This window comes from Mycobacterium gordonae, from assembly GCF_017086405.1.
In the GTDB taxonomy this organism is placed as follows: domain Bacteria; phylum Actinomycetota; class Actinomycetes; order Mycobacteriales; family Mycobacteriaceae; genus Mycobacterium; species Mycobacterium gordonae_D.
In genome coordinates this window covers 2,147,422-2,162,506 of record NZ_CP070973.1, presented here as the reverse complement: position 1 = coordinate 2,162,506, position 15,085 = coordinate 2,147,422, and the positions used below count along the sequence as shown (strand labels likewise).

The following is a 15,085-nucleotide window of genomic DNA, read 5'->3' as shown; positions in this document are numbered from 1 at the left end:
ATGTCGGCATTGTTGTGGTTTCGCCGCGACCTGCGCTTGGCCGATCATCCCGCATTGGCTGCTGCATCCGAGAACGACGACGTGCTGGCATGTTTCGTCCTCGATCCGCGCCTCGAGGCTTCCTCCGGCCCCCGACGCCTGCAGTTCCTCGGCGACTCGCTGCGGCAACTGAACGACGATCTGGACGACCGGCTGCTGGTGACCAGGGGGCGACCCGAGGAGCGAATTCCCGCCCTCGCCAAGGCGATTGACGCCGCGTCGGTGCACATCTCGGATGACTTCACCCCCTTCGGGCGACGTCGCGACGAACGGGTGCGCGACGCGTTGGACTCGGTGCCGCTGGTGGCGACGGGCTCGCCGTATCTGGTTTCGCCCGGTCGGGTCGTGAAAGACGACGGCACCCCGTACAAGGTGTTCACCCCGTTCTTCGGCAGATGGCGTGAATCCGGATGGCGGTCCCCGGCCGAGACCGGCGCCGAATCCGCGCGCTGGCTCGATCCGTCCGACGTCAAGGGGCGAAAGCAAGCCAAGATTCCCGACCCCGGCGTCGCGCTGGATTTGGCTGCCGGTGAGGCAGCGGCACGCTCGCAATGGGCGTCGTTCCTCGACGGCGGGGTGCAAAGCTACGCCGACGACCGCAACCGGCCGGACCTACCCGGCACCAGTCGGATGTCGGCACACCTGAAGTTCGGCACCATCCACCCCCGAACCATGGTCGCCGACCTCAACCGGCGCCGCCAGGGCGACTCAGCGTATCTGCGGGAGTTGGCGTTTCGCGATTTCTACGCCGCCGTCCTGCACCACTGGCCGCACAGTGTCTGGTGGAACTGGAACCGCGACTTCGACGCCATCGACACCGACACCGACGCGCAGGCGAAGCTCCGTTTCGAGGCGTGGAAGGCGGGCGAGACCGGCTACCCGTTCGTGGATGCCGGCATGCGTCAACTGCGCGAGACCGGGTTCATGCACAACCGGGTACGCATGATCGTCGCCTCCTTCCTGGTCAAAGACCTGCACCTGCCGTGGCAGTGGGGCGCCCGGTGGTTCCTGGAGCAACTCGTGGACGGCGATATGGCCAACAATCAACACGGGTGGCAGTGGAGTGCCGGCTGCGGCACCGACGCGGCGCCGTACTTCCGGGTGTTCAACCCGACCAAGCAAGGCGAAAAGTTCGATCCTGCAGGGGATTACATCCGGCGCTGGGTTCCCGAACTGGCCGGCGTCGACGACGTCCATCTTGCCAAGGGTGAGCGGCCGAAAGGCTATCCCGCGCCCATCGTCGACCACGCCGCCGAGCGGGCGGAAGCGTTGCGCCGCTACCGCGACATCGGCTGAGCCCAGCGCGAGCCCGGCGATTTTGCGGGATTGCTTTGCAGATGGTCTCCGGCGTGCAATTATCTCCCCGACTCAACTCGGGATTCTGCACACGCCAGGGAGGCGCTATGGCTCGGTTCGTTCGGACACTGCTGGTCTCGGGTGCCGCTGTCGGCCTGATGGCCAGCGCCGGGGCCTGCTCCTGTTCGGTCGGATCGTCGGGGCCCAAGTCAGTGAGCAAGAAGGACGTCGCCGGGCAGATCATCACCAAAATGACCGACGCCAACGGCAACAAGCCGAGTTCGGTCAGTTGCCCTGACGACCTGCCGGCGAAGGTGGGCGCGCAGACCAACTGCGAGATGAAGGTGAAGGACGAGACCTACAACGTCAACGTCACCGTCACCAGCGTCGAAGGCAAGGACGTCAAGTTCGACATGGTCGAGACCGTCGACAAAGACCAGGTCGCCCACATCATCAGCGACAAGCTCTACCAGCAAGTCGGTCAGCGGCCCGATGCGGTGACCTGCCCCGACAACTTGAAAGGCGTCGAGGGCGCCACGCTGCGCTGCCAGTTGACCGACGGAAGTTCCAAATACGGCATCAACGTCACCGTCACCAATGTGGTAGGCGGGGATGTCAACTTCGACTTCAAGGTCGATGACCACCCCGAATAGGCCGGACCGGCTGACCATCAACGAAGGACCCGCCACCGAGCCGTCGGCGGGCCGCCGGATGGTCACCATGATGAACCCGCGGTTTCTGCTGTCGCTGGCAGGCGGCTACCCGGTGGTCGTCAAGCAGTTCCTGTGGTTCTGTTTGATCCTGATCTACCCCGGGTGGCTTTTCGCGGTCCTCGCCTCAGCCGCCATGTACTACACCGTCTACGCGACCCTGTGGGTGCTGTTCTGGCCGGCGCGAGCGTGGATGAGCAAGAATCGGCCCGAAGATTACGCTGTCAGCCGGGGCAGGTAGCCGAGGGAGGCCCTTCGGTGAGTACGACCGAATCTCCCGCTGACCTCGAACCGTCAGGTCCCTCGGCCGGCCGCAAGCTGTTGGACGCGATGCGGCCCGGGTTCTTGACGTCACACGGCGTCAATCAGGCTGTCGCGACGCTGCTCTATCCCGGCTGGTTGGTGCCGGTTCTGTGCGCGACCGCCCTCTACTACCTCGCGGCATTGTGCGCGGTTCTAATGTACGCGGCGGCCATGCTCTTCGTCCTGGCCGCAAAGACCATCGGCTACGTGGTGTGTGCCGTCGGATTGCTGGTCTGGCTGCCGTTCAGGAAGCTGTGGAAACGCGACGGACCGCAGCGGACCGGCGAGCCGCAGCAGGGGCCGCCAAACGGCTAGTTCGCCGCCTTCTTGCGTTCGATATCGGCGAGTGCGGCCGCCAGTTCAGCGCGCTGTGCGGCCGAGGTCTCCCAGGACAGCTTGCGGTTCTTGACCACCTTCGCCGGGGCGCCCACCGCGATCGAGTAGTCCGGGATGACGCCGCGGACCACCGCGTGTGAGCCCAATACGCACCCGCGGCCCACGGCCGTGCCACGCAGCACCGAGACCTTCACTCCGATCCAGGTGTCGGGACCGATCCGGACCGGGGACTTGATGATCCCCTGATCCTTGATCGGCAGCGTGATGTCGTCCATCCGGTGGTCGAAATCGCACAGGTAACACCAGTCGGCCATCAGTGCGGAGTCACCAAGCTCGATGTCGAGGTAGCAGTTGATGACGTTGTCGCGGCCCAGTACCACCTTGTCGCCGAATCGAAGCGAACCCTCGTGCGCCCGGATGGTGTTCTTGTCGCCGATGTGCACCCACCGGCCGATCTCCAGCTGCGCCAACTCGGGTGTGCAGTGGATCTCGACACCCTTGCCCAGGAACACCATGCCCCGGGTGATGATGTGCGGATTCTGCAGCTTGAATTTGAGCAACCGCCAATATCGCACCAGGTACCACGGTGTGTAGGCCTTGTTGCGCAGCACCCACTTCAGCGAAGCCACGGTCAGGAATTTCGCCTGGCGCGGGTCTCTGAGCCGCCCTCCCCGCCACCTGCGATGCAGCGGAGCACCCCACATGCTCGTCATGGCCCGCAAGCCTACCCAAGGCGCCGCGCGATACCCTCACGTGTGCTTGCGCGACGTCTCCTGACGCCTGTTCTGGTGGCCATGCTCGCCCTCGCGCTCGGTGGTTGCGGCAACACGGACTCCTGGGTGGACGCGGCGCCGGCGCAAGGCTGGCCGGCGCAGTACGGCGATTCCGCCAACAGCAGCTACAGCCCGACAGCGGGAGCCGGAAAGCTCGTCCTGCGGTGGACCCGTTCGGCCAAGGGAGGCCTGGCCGCCGGCCCCGCGCTCGGCGCGCGCGGCTTCCTGGCGCTCAATGCGCAGACGCCCGCCGGCTGCTCGTTCATGGAGTGGGAGATAGGAAACGGCCGGCAACGCTGGTGTACCCGGCTGGCGCAGGGCGGCGGCTTCGGCGGACCGCTGTTCGACGGCTTCGACAACCTCTACGTCGGGCAGCCCGGCGCCATCATCTCGTTCCCTCCGACTCAGTGGACGCGCTGGCGGGAGCCGGTGATCGGCATGCCGACCACTCCCCGGTTCCTGGGCGACGGCCGTCTGCTGGTCAGCACGCACCTGGGACAGATGCTGGTGTTTGACACCCACCGCGGCGCCGTCGTCGGCACCGCGCTCGATCTGGTGGAAGGCGTCGATCCGGCCGATGCGACGCGGGGGCTCGCCGACTGCGCGCCGGGGCGCGCGGGCTGCCCGGTGGCAGCCGCACCGGCGTTCTCGCCGGCGAGCGGCACCGTCGTGGTCAATGTGTGGCAGCCCGGGGCCCCGGCGGCAGGACTCGTCGGGCTGAAGTACCGCGGGGGCCAGCTGTCCCGTGAGTGGAGCAGCGATGCCGTCGGCGCCGGCGTACTGGGCAGCCCGGTGTTGTCCGCGGACGGAACCACCGTCTATGCCAACGGCCGCGACCAACGGCTGTGGGCGCTGCACGCTGCTGACGGCAAAGTCAAATGGTCTGTCGCGCTTGGTTTTACGGCGCAGACACCGCCCACGGTCACTCCGCAGGGGCTGATCGTCTCCGGCGGGGGCCCCGAGGCCCGGCTGACCGCCTTCCGCGACAAGGCCGATCACGCCGATCTCGCCTGGCGGCGCGATGACGTCACGCCGCTGTCGACATCGTCGGTAGCCGGTGGCGGCGTCGGCTACACCGTGGCGGCCGGGATGAACCTGCTGGTCTTCGACCCGGGCGACGGCCGCACCGTCAACAGCTATCCGCTGCCGGCGGCCACCGGATCCCCGCTGGGCGTTTCGGTGGGTAAAGACCGGCGTGTGGTGGCGGCCACGAGCGACAGTCAGATCTACAGCTTCGACCCGGCCTAATAGCCCGACTCGTGCCACCGCTGGCCCTGCGCCGAGGACGCGAACCACTCGCATTCTGTCGCCACAGGCGCAGAGTGAACGTTGACGACAGCTAGATGGCCAGCGGCGGGATCGCGCTGCGGGGCACCTGGACCTGGGTGGCACCGGCGAACGACGGCAGCAACTCGCCCTGGGCGAAGTAGAAGATCAGCGCGTCGTCGGTGATGGCGAAATTCTGATAATTGGTCGGGTCATGGCCTGCACCGGGCGAGATCGCCACGCCCAGTCCGGTTTGGTGTTCCAGTTCGCGCTGCACGATCGGAAAGATGGTGTCCAGCGCGCTGGTGTTGGGCACGAACAGGGTGTCGAAGGTGACGGGCTGCTTCGTCCCGAGGTTGTAGTTGAACGCCTTGAACCAGTTCGAGGGACGGGATCCGCCTAGGTCCTGGAAAAACTTCAGCACCACGCTGCGGGTGCGGGGCGGCGCGCCGGAGCTGTGTTGTTCGTTGGTGGCGTCCATCTGATAAGGCTGGTCGCGCCGCCCGCCCGAACTCTGCGCGACATTGACGAAGCCGTCGCGGTTCTGCGTGATGTAGTCGGTCAGCGCCTGCTGGTCGGGATAGTCCACGGGAAACGACATATCCAGCGTGTAGGCGGCGCCGGACTGATGGATGTGGCATATCTGCGCAGCCTCCACGGAGCCGCCCAACGCGGCGCACGAGGGCGGCGCGGCACTGGCCGGCCAGCCCACTAAGGCGGCGGCGGCCAGCGCTGCCGCCGCAATCAGGTAACGCATGTCGTCTCTGTCCTTGCACCGAGTCTTTTGCACCCCAAGAAGGCGTGAGTACGCCTAATGAGGTAATCGCCGTCAGCGTACCCGCCGTTACCGTGACGGTCGGCAAACGTAAGCCGCGGCGTGACTGCCGCCCCCGGCGCCGCTGCGTCCGATGCGGGCGATCACCACCGACAGTGCAGCACCACCGCGCAACCGCAGTCGTCGCCGCAGGGCGTCAGGGTCCACCTGCACCCCCCGGACCAGAATCTCCGCCGCCCCGCAGTCCAGTGCCGTCAGCGCCTGACGCAGCCGCCGTTCGTCGAACGGCAGCCGCTCGAGGACTTCGAAGCCACGCACTCCGGGCGGCAGTCGGTCACCGGACAGGTAGGCGATGTCGCGGTCGAGTTGCCACAACCCGTGCCGGGCACCGTAGTGACGCACCAGCCCGGCCCGGACGACGGCCCCGTCGGGATCAACGATCCATCGGCCCGCCGGCCCCACCGGGCAGTCGTCAGGGTCGGCCGAGGTGAGGTGTTCGTCGCGATCGAGGACGCTCGCCCGTCTGCGCACACCGGGCTGTGCCAGTCCGCCCGACCACAGGCATGCCTCCCGGACCGAGCCGCGGTAGGACGTCACCTCGATCTCGCCGTCGAATCCGAGTCGGGCAATTTCATCGAAATCGATTCCAGGAGAGCATTTTACGGCCAGTTCACGACCTCGATACGCAGCCAGCAACGGCCCCAGGGCAGGCTGGTAGTGGTCCGGACTGAAGCGGCGCCGGCCACCGCTGCGCCGCGCCGGGTCGACGACCACGGCCGTGTCGCGCGTCACCGGACGCAGCGCGTCGGCGCGGCACAGGTCGACGGTGGCGGTCAGATTGTGGCGAGCCATCGCCAGCCGGACGGGGTCGATGTCGCTGCCGATCACGCGCTGCGCCACGCCGCAGAGAGCGGCCAACTCGGTGCCGATCGAGCAGGTCGCGTCGTGCACCACCCGCCCGGCCAGCCGGCGTGCACGGTGCGCGGCCACGGGTGCGGCGGTGGCCTGCTGCAGTGCGTCACCGGTGAACAGCCAGCCAGACACATCCCCCAGCTCGCCCAGCTTGTCGGCGGCCTTGCGCCGCAACAGCGTCGTCTCCACCAGCACCGGAGCCCGCTCGCCGAAGCGGCCGCGCACCGCGGCGATGTCGGCGATTCTGGAGATGTCGCTCAACTCGAACTCGGCAACGGACGCCAGCGCCGCGGCGCCGGATTCCGAGCGCAGGTAACTGACGTCGTCGCTGGTGAAGACCGTCAGGAGGGTTTGACCCCGGTGACCATCACGTTGTAAAACCAGCCCTTCGGCGCCACGTGCCGCCAGATGTTGGCGTCCACCCAGCTCAGCGCTTTCCAGCCGTTGAACGCGAACTTCGCCCAGCCCCAGCCCAGCTTCCCCGGCGGCACCGTCGACTCGAACGTGCGCACCGGCCAGCCGAGCATGGCGGCCGTGAACTCCTCACTCGCCGTGCGCACGTCCACCGCGCCGGCGTTGCGGGACATCCGCTCCAGGTCCCTGGGTTCGAAGGTGTGCAGGTCTACGATCCACTCCAGGGCTGCGGCCCGCGAGTTCTCGTCGATCTCCTCCTGCGGGCGACGCCAGCTGCCGAGACCGGGCAGCTTCACTGCCCGGATGGTGACGTTCCACGTCAGGTCCGCGAGCGCCCGGGCATAACCGTTGCCGACGGTCGTCGGCTCCCCCGCGAACACGAAACGGCCGCCCGGCTTCAAGACGCGCAGCACCTCCCGCAGCGACAGCTCGACGTCGGGAATGTGGTGCAGCACGGCGTGCCCGACCACCAGGTCGAAGGTGTTGTCGTCGTACGGGATGCCTTCGGCGTCGGCGACCCGGCCGTCGATGTCCAAGCCCAGCGAATGCCCGTTGCGAGTGGCGACCTTGACCATGCCGGGCGACAGGTCGGTGACCGACCCCCGCCGGGCGACCCCGGCCTGGATCAGGTTGAGCAGGAAGAACCCGGTGCCGCAGCCCAGTTCCAGTGCCCGGTCATAGGGCAGCTCGCGGATCACCTCGTCGGGCACGATGGCGTCGAAGCGGCCGCGGGCGTAGTCGATGCAGCGCTGGTCATAGGAGATCGACCACTTGTCGTCGTAGCTTTCGGCTTCCCAGTCGTGGTAGAGCACCTGCGCGAGCTTGCTGTCGTGTCGCGCCGCTTCCACCTGCTCGGCGGTGGCATGGGGGTTGGGCGCGGGGATCTCAGAACTCCTCGTCATGCAGGGCAGCCTAACCGCCGCTGCTGTCACCCTTCGCGCCAGCGTCCTGACCAGCGGTGAACACCTCGACGTAACGGCGGTCTTCGGCGGCGTGCCGTTCGGCCTCCCAGGAGCTGTCGTACACGGCGTTGATTCCGGCCTTGGCCGCGGCCAGGGCCGGCCGGGGACCGTCCAAGAAGCCTCGAGCCCAGGTCGCGGCGGCATCGTAGACGTTGTCCGGGGCCACCATGTCATCGATCAGACCCAGCGTCAGCGCCTCCTCGGCATCGAAGAACCGACCGCTGTACACCAGCTCTTTGGCCCGGCTCGGTCCGACCGTGCGGGTCAGCCGGGCCATTCCGCCGCCGCCGGGCACCAGGCCGGCCAGGATCTCGGTCGCGCCGAACTTCACGTTGTCGCCACTGACCCGCCAGTCGGCGGCCAGCGCCAGCGTCAGCCCGGCGCCCAGGGCGTAGCCGGTGATGGCCGCCACGGTGGGCTTCGGGATCGCAGCCACCGCGTCGATGGCCTCGCGCCGTACGCGGGCCGCGGTGCCGGCTTCGGCCGGACTGAGGGTCCGCAGTTCAGGCATGTCGTCGCCGGCGGAGAAGATCTCGTGGCCGCCGAAGAGGATCACCGCGGCGACGTCGTCGCGGCGGCCCAACTCTTCGGCAGCGGCGGCGATCTCCCGGTAGACCTGCCGGGTCATCGCGTTGGTGGGTGGCCGCGACAGCAACAGCATGGCCATACCGGGGTCCTGGGAGCCGTCGCTGACCATGACGCTCACGAATTCACTCAAAGCGGCCACGTCATCGATCCGCCCGCTTCGCGGGCCCGGTGGTAGCGGTCGGAGTCGAAGAACTCGAAGACCCAGTTGTCGCCACGCTTCTCTAGCAGCGGCTGGATCGGCACGATCTGACGTTCCACGGCCAGCACTTCGGCGACGCTGTGGCCCGCCAGCGAGTCCAGCTGCGTCCAGGTGGGCGGCAGCAGCACGTTGCGACCGGCCTCGAAGTCGGCGATAGCGTCCCGCGGAAGGGCCCAGCCCGACAGATCGGATTCGGTGTTCTCGCCGTCGGCGCGCTGCCCCTCGGGCAGGGCCGCCACGAAGAAGTAGGTGTCGTAGCGACGCGTGCGCTCGGCCTCCGGAGTGACCCAGTTCGCCCAGGGCCGCAGCAGGTCCGAGCGCAGCACCAGGTTCTCGGTACGCAGGAAGTCAGCGAAGGACAGCGTGCGGGCTGCCAGCGCGTGGCGCGACTCGCGGTACACCGACGCGTCGCCGACGATTCCGTTGGGATCGTCGGCCGGTCCGGCGAACAGCACCCCGGACTCCTCGAAGGTTTCCCGCGCTGCCGAGCAAACCAGCGCGATGGCCAGGGCGGTTTCGATGCCGAACCGCTGCGCCCACCAATCCGGCGGGGGGCCCGCCCAGGCGATATCAGCATTGCGGTCGCGGTCGTCGACCCCGCCACCGGGAAAGACGATGACCCCAGGGGCGAATTCCATCGCGGAGTGGCGGCGCATCAGGAAGATGTTCAGGCCACCTGGGGCATCGCGGACAAGCATGACGGTGGCGGCCGGGCGGGCCGGTAGCGGCACGTGGGGCTCATTCATGGGCGCCTCCGATGAGCCGCGCGGGTGCGGACCCGGCGGGCGAAGTAGCGTCCGTCGACCACGTCGAGGGCAATCCGCTGTCCGAACGCCAACGAGAGATTCTCGGCAGTCAGCACGTCGGGCAGCAGGCCCGATGCGACGACTTCGGCCTCGGAGAGCAGCAGGCAATGGCTGAAGCCGGGTGGCACTTCCTCGACGTGGTGAGTGACCAGAACCAGCGCCGGCGCGTCGGGGTCGGCGGCCAGATCGGCCAGCCGGGCCACCAGTTCCTCGCGGCCGCCCAGGTCCAGGCCGGCGGCGGGCTCGTCGAGCAGCAGCAGCTCGGGATCGGTCATCAACGCGCGGGCGATCAGCACCCTCTTGCGTTCGCCTTCGGACAACGTTCCGTAGGTGCGATCGGCCAGGTGCTCGGCGCCCAGGCTTTCCAGCATGTCGACCGCTCGGCGATAGTCGACGTCCTCGTATCGCTCCCGCCAGCGGCCCAGCACCGAGTAGCCGGCCGAGACGACAAGGTCGCGCACCACTTCGTCGGACGGGATGCGCTGGGCCAGCGAGGACGAGCTCAGGCCGATCCGGGACCGCAGCTCGCTGACGTCGACGCGGCCGAGCCGCTCCCCCAGCACGAACGCGGTGCCGCTGGTCGGGTGTTCGGTGGCCGCCGCGATGCGCAGCAGCGACGTCTTGCCGGCGCCGTTGGGGCCGATGATCACCCAGCGTTCGTCGAGTTCGACGGCCCAGTCCAGAGGGCCGACCAGGGTGCGGCCGCCACGGCGCAGAGACACATTTTTGAAGTCGATCAACAGGTCTGGATCGGCCTCGAGAGAGCCGGGTTCGGGCACCCGCTCATCGTGCCGTACCGCGTAGCGGCTCGGACCGCCGGGTCGCGTTACCCCGCGAGCAGCTATCTGGGGGGCTGCGCCCCGCGGTGGAGGATGAAAATTAGTGCGGCGCGTTCGGCCTGGTGAGGTGGTTGCGCAGCGAGTCGGGCGGGTCGACCCTTGAGGGGTGTTTCGGTTGACCCCGTTGCGTCTGTGTTGCTCTGAGCACGCCGAGCAGCTTGGGGCTGGAGAGCACCCCTGTGTTGGTTGCGGGGGCGGTGGATTGTTGCCTGTGAGCACGCGAGAGAGACTCCTGTTTTGTTTTCGCTCTCCCCGAAACACCCTTGATAGCACGTGTTTTGGAGGTGAGTAATCATGGAAGTCGTTTATGCGCGGTGCGCGGCCCTCGACGTTTCCAAGAAGGACGCCAAGGCATGTATCCGTGTTCAGGGGCAGGGCCGACGGGCGACGTCGACGACGGTGACCACGTGGGGCTCGATGACCAACGAGATCCTGGCGTTGCGCGAGCATCTGGTGGCCGAGCACGTTGAGTGTGTGGTGATCGAGTCCACCTCGGACTACTGGAAACCGTTTTACTACCTGCTCGAAGAGCAGTTGAACGTGACCCTGGTCAACGCCAAAGCGGCACGCAACGTCCCCGGCCGCAAGACCGATGTCTCCGACGCGGCGTGGCTGGCCGATCTGGGAGCCCATGGGCTGTTGCGCGCATCGTTCGTGCCGCCACCGCCGATTCGGGTGTTGCGCGACCTGACCCGGGCGCGCACCGTGATTACCCGCGAGCGCACCAAAGAGATCCAGCGGCTCGAAAAGCTACTGGAAGACACTGGGATCAAACTCTCCGCGGTGGCCTCAGAGATCATCGGCGTCTCGGGGCGGGCGATGCTCGAAGCGCTGTGTGCCGGCCAGCGCGATCCGGCGACGCTCGCCGATCTAGCCAAAGGGACCCTGCGCAAGAAGATCCCGCAGCTCACCGACGCGCTGCGTGGGCGATTCACCGACCATCACGCGTTTATGGTGCGGTTATACCTTGACCGCCTCGATGCCCACGACGCCGACCTCGCCCGTCTTGATGAGCGCATCGAGGAGGTGATCGAACCTTTTTGCGCGACCCGGGAACTGCTGATGAGTATCCCGGGGTGGTCTGAGCTGGTCGCCACTGTGTTCATCGCCGAAACCGGCGGCGATATGAGCGTGTTTCCCACCGCCGGGCATTTGGCGTCCTGGGCCGGGGTGGTGCCGGGCTGTAACGAATCCGCGGGCCGGGTCAAATCGGCGTCCATCCTGCCCGGTAACCGTCACCTCAAAGCCGCACTTGGTGTTGCGGCCCTGTCGGCGGCCCGCAGCAACGACACCTACTACAGCGTCCGCTACCGACGTATCGCCGGCACTCACCGACCCCTACCCAAGCGCCATAACCAGAACAAACCCAAGCGCCGCTCATCAACCGGCCAGATCGCTTTGGTTGCCCTCGAACACAAGATGCTCACCGACGCCTACAACATGCTGATCAATGGCGCCTTCTACCAGGATCCAGGACCCGACTACTACACCCGGCACAACCCTGGGCAGACCAAAGCCAAAGCAATCAAGCAACTGGAGAATCTTGGCTACAACGTCATTCTCGAACCGCTCACCGGAGCTGCCTAACACCGGCACCCCAATCACGCACCAACTTTGGGTCACCACATTTTCGAGAGAGACACAAAAGCTCCTGAGAGCAGGCGCTCCGGGGTGCCTTTGTGTCTGCTCGCCAAGCGCTATTCGGCAGGGATTTCGACCCGGCGCACCACGCCGTCCACCGCGTCGGCAGCTTCGATCTCGCCGCGCGTCACGCCCAGCAGGAACAGCACGGTGTCCAGATAGGGGTGGCTCAACGACGCGTCAGCGACCTCGCGCAGCGCGGGCTTGGCGTTGAAGGCGATCCCCATGCCCGCGGCGGCGAGCATGTCGATGTCGTTGGCGCCGTCCCCAACCGCGACGGTCTGCTCCATCGGTACCGCGTACTGCTCAGCGAAGGCCCGCAGCGCGGTGGCTTTGCCCGCGCGGTCGACGATCGTTCCCACCACCCGCCCGGTGAGGGTGCCGTCGACGATCTCCAGCTCGTTGGCGGCGACGAAATCCAGCTTCAGCTCATCGGCCAGCGGCTCGATGATCCGCCGGAAACCGCCGGAGACAACGCCGCAGCGAAAGCCCAAACGCTGCAACGTTCGTAGCGTGGTGCGGGCCCCCGGCATCAGCTCCAGCTGTTCGGCCACGTCGTCGATCACCGACGCGGGCAGGCCCGCCAGGGTGGCGACCCGCTGCTCCAGCGACTTGGCGAAGTCCAATTCACCGCGCATCGCGGCCTCGGTGATCGCCGCGACCTTGCCCTCGGCACCGGCGCGGGCCGCCAACATCTCGATGACCTCACCCTGAACCAGCGTCGAGTCGACGTCGAACACGATGAGCCGTTTGGTGCGCCATGCCAGACCGTAGTCCTCGAGCGCCACATCCACCTGCTCCTCGGCGGCGACCTTGGTCAGCGCGCTCTGCAGCGGGCCGTAAGCGCCGGGCGGCACCGACACCCGCAACTCCAGACCGGTGACCGGGTAGTCGGAGACGCCGCGGATGAAGTCGATGTTGACGCCCAGGTCGGCCACTTCCCTGGCAACGGCGCCGAAGGCGCCGGCGGTGATCGGGCGACCGAGCACGAAGATGGTGTGGGTCGAGGGTTCCCGGATGATCGGCAGGTCCTCGCTGCGCTCGATCGTGACGTCCAGCCCGACCTCGCGGATGGCCGCCTCGACGTCCTCACGCAGCGCCGTGGCCTCGAGATCGCCGTTCACGGGATCCAGCGGGCAGGACACCAACACGCCCAGCGTCAATCGCCGCCGAATCACGACCTGTTCGACGTTGAGAAGCTCGACTTTGTGTCGGGCGAGGACGCCGAACAGGGCGGACGTCACACCAGGTTGGTCGACGCCGGTAACCGTGATCAGCACCGACACCCTGGGTGACTTACTCACCCGCCACGGCCGCCATCAGGTGCGGACGCTGACGTCGTCCGATCTGGTGACATCTCCGTCGGAGGGACCGTGTGCGCGCCCGACATGCGCTTCGGCACGCAGCCGCTCGACCATGTGCGGGTAGTGCAGCTCGAAAGCCGGACGCTCCGAACGGATTCGGGGCAGCTCGGTGAAGTTGTGCCGCGGCGGCGGGCAGCTGGTCGCCCACTCCAGCGAGTTGCCGTAACCCCACGGGTCGTCGACGGTCACTACCTCGCCGTAGCGCCAGCTCTTGAAGATGTTCCAGACGAACGGCAGCATCGAGACACCCAGAATGTAGGCGCCGACGGTGGAGATCATGTTCAGGGTGGTGAAGTTGTCGGTCGGCAGGTAGTCCGCGTAGCGGCGGGGCATGCCCTGGTCACCCACCCAGTGCTGCACCAGGAACGTGGTGTGGAACCCGATGAAGGTCAGCCAGAAGTGCAATTTGCCCAGCCGCTCGTCGAGCAGCCGACCCGTCATCTTCGGGAACCAGAAGTAGATGCCCGCGTAGGTCGAGAACACGATGGTGCCAAACAGCACATAGTGGAAGTGGGCGATCACGAAGTAGCTGTCGGTGACGTGGAAGTCCAGCGGCGGGCTGGCCAGCAGGACACCGCTGAGACCACCGAGCAGGAAGGTCACGGCGAAGCCGACGGAGAACAGCATCGGCGTCTCGAACGTCAACTGACCCTTCCACATCGTGCCCACCCAGTTGAAGAACTTGATGCCGGTCGGCACGGCGATGAGGAAGGTCATGAAGGAGAAGAACGGCAGCAGCACGGCGCCGGTGGCGAACATGTGGTGCGCCCACACGGCGACCGACAGTGCGGCGATCGACAGCGTTGCGTAGACCAGCGTCGTGTAACCGAAGATCGGCTTGCGCGAGAACACCGGGAAGATTTCCGAGACGACACCGAAGAACGGCAGCGCGAGGATGTACACCTCGGGGTGGCCGAAGAACCAGAACAGGTGCTGGAACAGCAGTACCCCACCGTTGGCCGGATCGTAGATGTGGGCGCCCAGGTGGCGGTCGGCCGCCAGGCCGAACAGGGCCGCGGTCAGCAGCGGGAAGGCGATCAGCACCAGTACCGAGGTCACCAGGATGTTCCAGGTGAAGATCGGCATCCGGAACATCGTCATGCCGGGCGCACGCATGCACACCACCGTGGTGATCATGTTGACCGCGCCGAGGATGGTCCCCAGGCCGGCGACGATGATGCCCATGATCCACAGGTCACCGCCGGCGCCGGGGGTGTGGACCGCGTCGCTCAGGGGGGTGTAGAACGTCCAGCCGAAGTCGGCCGCGCCGCCCGGAGTGATGAAACCGGCCGCCACGATCAGGCCGCCGAACAGGAAAAGCCAGAACGAGAAGGCGTTCAAACGCGGGAACGCCACGTCGGGCGCGCCGATCTGCAGCGGCAGCACCAGGTTGGCGAAACCGAACACGATCGGCGTCGCGTAGAACAGCAGCATGATGCCGCCATGCATGGTGAACAACTGGTTGTACTGCTCGTTCGACAAGAACTGCAGCCCAGGCACCGCCAGCTCGGTCCTCATCAACAGCGCCAACAGGCCGCCGATGAAGAAGAACATGAAGCAGGTGACGCAGTACATGATGCCGATCAGCTTGTGATCGGTCGTGGTGATCAGCTTGTAGACCAGATTGCCCTTGGGACCGGTGCGAGCCGGGTAGGGACGGACTGCCTCGAGTTCTCCCCGTGGGGGCGCTTCGGCTGTCAACAGATCCTCCAAACATCCATCCGGACAGGGGCGCACATGCAGTGCTAAGAGGAATCTTAGCCCGCGTTCAGCCTGCCGGTAGGCCTGGTCCTACAAACTGTCGTATTTCGTTTTGCGAGAGCCCGCCACCCGCCCGACCGCCGTGGTCTGAGCAGGCCGGA

At 66.8% G+C, this 15,085-nt stretch carries 15 protein-coding genes; 6 read left to right on the top strand and 9 right to left on the bottom strand.

The genetic code is table 11. The annotated features are described in order from the left end of the window. From JX552_RS09435 to JX552_RS09420, 4 genes are all read left to right on the top strand, one after another. Window positions 1–1,335 carry a cryptochrome/photolyase family protein gene (locus tag JX552_RS09435; protein WP_205877081.1) on the top strand — a complete coding sequence of 445 codons (1,335 nt, stop codon included), beginning with the start codon at window positions 1–3 and terminating at the stop codon, window positions 1,333–1,335. Between the two features lie 107 nt (window positions 1,336–1,442). Continuing rightward, window positions 1,443–1,988, top strand: a complete 546-nt coding sequence (locus tag JX552_RS09430) for an anti-apoptotic protein (RefSeq protein WP_205877080.1) — start codon at window positions 1,443–1,445, stop codon at window positions 1,986–1,988. Next, window positions 1,972–2,286: a hypothetical protein gene (locus JX552_RS09425; RefSeq protein WP_205877079.1), complete on the top strand. Its 315-nt coding sequence runs from the start codon at window positions 1,972–1,974 to the stop codon at window positions 2,284–2,286. The genes JX552_RS09430 and JX552_RS09425 overlap by 17 nt, the downstream gene beginning before the upstream one ends. 17 nt (window positions 2,287–2,303) lie before the next feature. Then, complete coding sequence (locus JX552_RS09420) at window positions 2,304–2,663, top strand: hypothetical protein (RefSeq protein ID WP_205877078.1); 360 nt, start codon at window positions 2,304–2,306, stop codon at window positions 2,661–2,663. Here the strand turns inward: JX552_RS09420 and JX552_RS09415 are convergent. Then, window positions 2,660–3,397 carry an acyltransferase gene (locus tag JX552_RS09415; RefSeq protein ID WP_205877077.1) on the bottom strand — a complete coding sequence of 246 codons (738 nt, stop codon included), beginning with the start codon at window positions 3,395–3,397 and terminating at the stop codon, window positions 2,660–2,662. The two genes, JX552_RS09420 and JX552_RS09415, sit on opposite strands and share 4 nt — an antisense overlap. A gap of 81 nt (window positions 3,398–3,478) precedes the next feature. Between JX552_RS09415 and JX552_RS09410 the strand changes: the two genes are divergently transcribed. Next, window positions 3,479–4,705: an outer membrane protein assembly factor BamB family protein gene (locus tag JX552_RS09410; RefSeq protein ID WP_241010985.1), complete on the top strand. Its 1,227-nt coding sequence runs from the start codon at window positions 3,479–3,481 to the stop codon at window positions 4,703–4,705. 91 nt (window positions 4,706–4,796) lie between these two features. Here JX552_RS09410 and JX552_RS09405 read toward each other — a convergent pair whose 3' ends face one another. The 6 genes from JX552_RS09405 to JX552_RS09380 form a co-directional block, all read right to left on the bottom strand. Continuing rightward, window positions 4,797–5,480 (bottom strand): esterase, encoded by a 684-nt coding sequence (locus JX552_RS09405; RefSeq protein WP_205877075.1) that lies wholly within the window; start codon window positions 5,478–5,480, stop codon window positions 4,797–4,799. Window positions 5,481–5,567: 87 nt separating this feature from the next. After that, window positions 5,568–6,794 carry a class I SAM-dependent methyltransferase gene (locus JX552_RS09400; protein ID WP_241011113.1) on the bottom strand — a complete coding sequence of 409 codons (1,227 nt, stop codon included), beginning with the start codon at window positions 6,792–6,794 and terminating at the stop codon, window positions 5,568–5,570. Next, a complete protein-coding gene (locus tag JX552_RS09395) occupies window positions 6,752–7,726 on the bottom strand; it encodes a class I SAM-dependent methyltransferase (protein ID WP_205877074.1) in 975 nt (324 codons plus the stop codon). The genes JX552_RS09400 and JX552_RS09395 overlap by 43 nt, the downstream gene beginning before the upstream one ends. A gap of 10 nt (window positions 7,727–7,736) precedes the next feature. Beyond that, window positions 7,737–8,504 (bottom strand): enoyl-CoA hydratase, encoded by a 768-nt coding sequence (locus tag JX552_RS09390; RefSeq protein ID WP_205877073.1) that lies wholly within the window; start codon window positions 8,502–8,504, stop codon window positions 7,737–7,739. Further along, on the bottom strand, window positions 8,501–9,319 hold the full coding sequence (locus tag JX552_RS09385) for an NUDIX hydrolase (RefSeq protein ID WP_205877072.1): 819 nt from the start codon (window positions 9,317–9,319) through the stop codon (window positions 8,501–8,503). Before JX552_RS09385 ends, JX552_RS09390 begins: the two co-directional genes overlap by 4 nt. Next, window positions 9,316–10,158, bottom strand: a complete 843-nt coding sequence (locus tag JX552_RS09380; protein ID WP_205877071.1) for an ABC transporter ATP-binding protein — start codon at window positions 10,156–10,158, stop codon at window positions 9,316–9,318. The genes JX552_RS09385 and JX552_RS09380 overlap by 4 nt, the downstream gene beginning before the upstream one ends. 354 nt (window positions 10,159–10,512) lie before the next feature. Here JX552_RS09380 and JX552_RS09375 point away from each other — a divergent pair, with 354 nt between their 5' ends. Further along, on the top strand, window positions 10,513–11,805 hold the full coding sequence (locus JX552_RS09375; protein ID WP_205876309.1) for an IS110 family RNA-guided transposase: 1,293 nt from the start codon (window positions 10,513–10,515) through the stop codon (window positions 11,803–11,805). A gap of 110 nt (window positions 11,806–11,915) precedes the next feature. Here JX552_RS09375 and serB read toward each other — a convergent pair whose 3' ends face one another. Both serB and ctaD read right to left on the bottom strand, forming a co-directional pair. Further along, a complete protein-coding gene (gene serB / locus JX552_RS09370; RefSeq protein ID WP_205877070.1) occupies window positions 11,916–13,163 on the bottom strand; it encodes a phosphoserine phosphatase SerB in 1,248 nt (415 codons plus the stop codon). A gap of 15 nt (window positions 13,164–13,178) precedes the next feature. Next, window positions 13,179–14,924, bottom strand: a complete 1,746-nt coding sequence (ctaD, locus tag JX552_RS09365) for an aa3-type cytochrome oxidase subunit I (protein WP_205877069.1) — start codon at window positions 14,922–14,924, stop codon at window positions 13,179–13,181. Window positions 14,925–15,085 lie beyond the last annotated feature (161 nt).

What these genes read in the sequence shown, in the direction of transcription:
- JX552_RS09405 (WP_205877075.1), bottom strand. Translation starts at nt 5,480, where the DNA reads ATGCGTTACCTGATTGCGGCGGCAGCGCTGGCCGCCGCCGCCTTAGTG.
- JX552_RS09415 (WP_205877077.1), bottom strand. Translation starts at nt 3,397, where the DNA reads ATGACGAGCATGTGGGGTGCTCCGCTGCATCGCAGGTGGCGGGGAGGG.
- JX552_RS09385 (WP_205877072.1), bottom strand. Translation starts at nt 9,319, where the DNA reads ATGAATGAGCCCCACGTGCCGCTACCGGCCCGCCCGGCCGCCACCGTC.
- JX552_RS09435 (WP_205877081.1), top strand. Translation starts at nt 1, where the DNA reads ATGTCGGCATTGTTGTGGTTTCGCCGCGACCTGCGCTTGGCCGATCAT.
- JX552_RS09375 (WP_205876309.1), top strand. Translation starts at nt 10,513, where the DNA reads ATGGAAGTCGTTTATGCGCGGTGCGCGGCCCTCGACGTTTCCAAGAAG.
- JX552_RS09410 (WP_241010985.1), top strand. Translation starts at nt 3,479, where the DNA reads ATGCTCGCCCTCGCGCTCGGTGGTTGCGGCAACACGGACTCCTGGGTG.
- JX552_RS09395 (WP_205877074.1), bottom strand. Translation starts at nt 7,726, where the DNA reads ATGACGAGGAGTTCTGAGATCCCCGCGCCCAACCCCCATGCCACCGCC.
- JX552_RS09425 (WP_205877079.1), top strand. Translation starts at nt 1,972, where the DNA reads ATGACCACCCCGAATAGGCCGGACCGGCTGACCATCAACGAAGGACCC.
- JX552_RS09430 (WP_205877080.1), top strand. Translation starts at nt 1,443, where the DNA reads ATGGCTCGGTTCGTTCGGACACTGCTGGTCTCGGGTGCCGCTGTCGGC.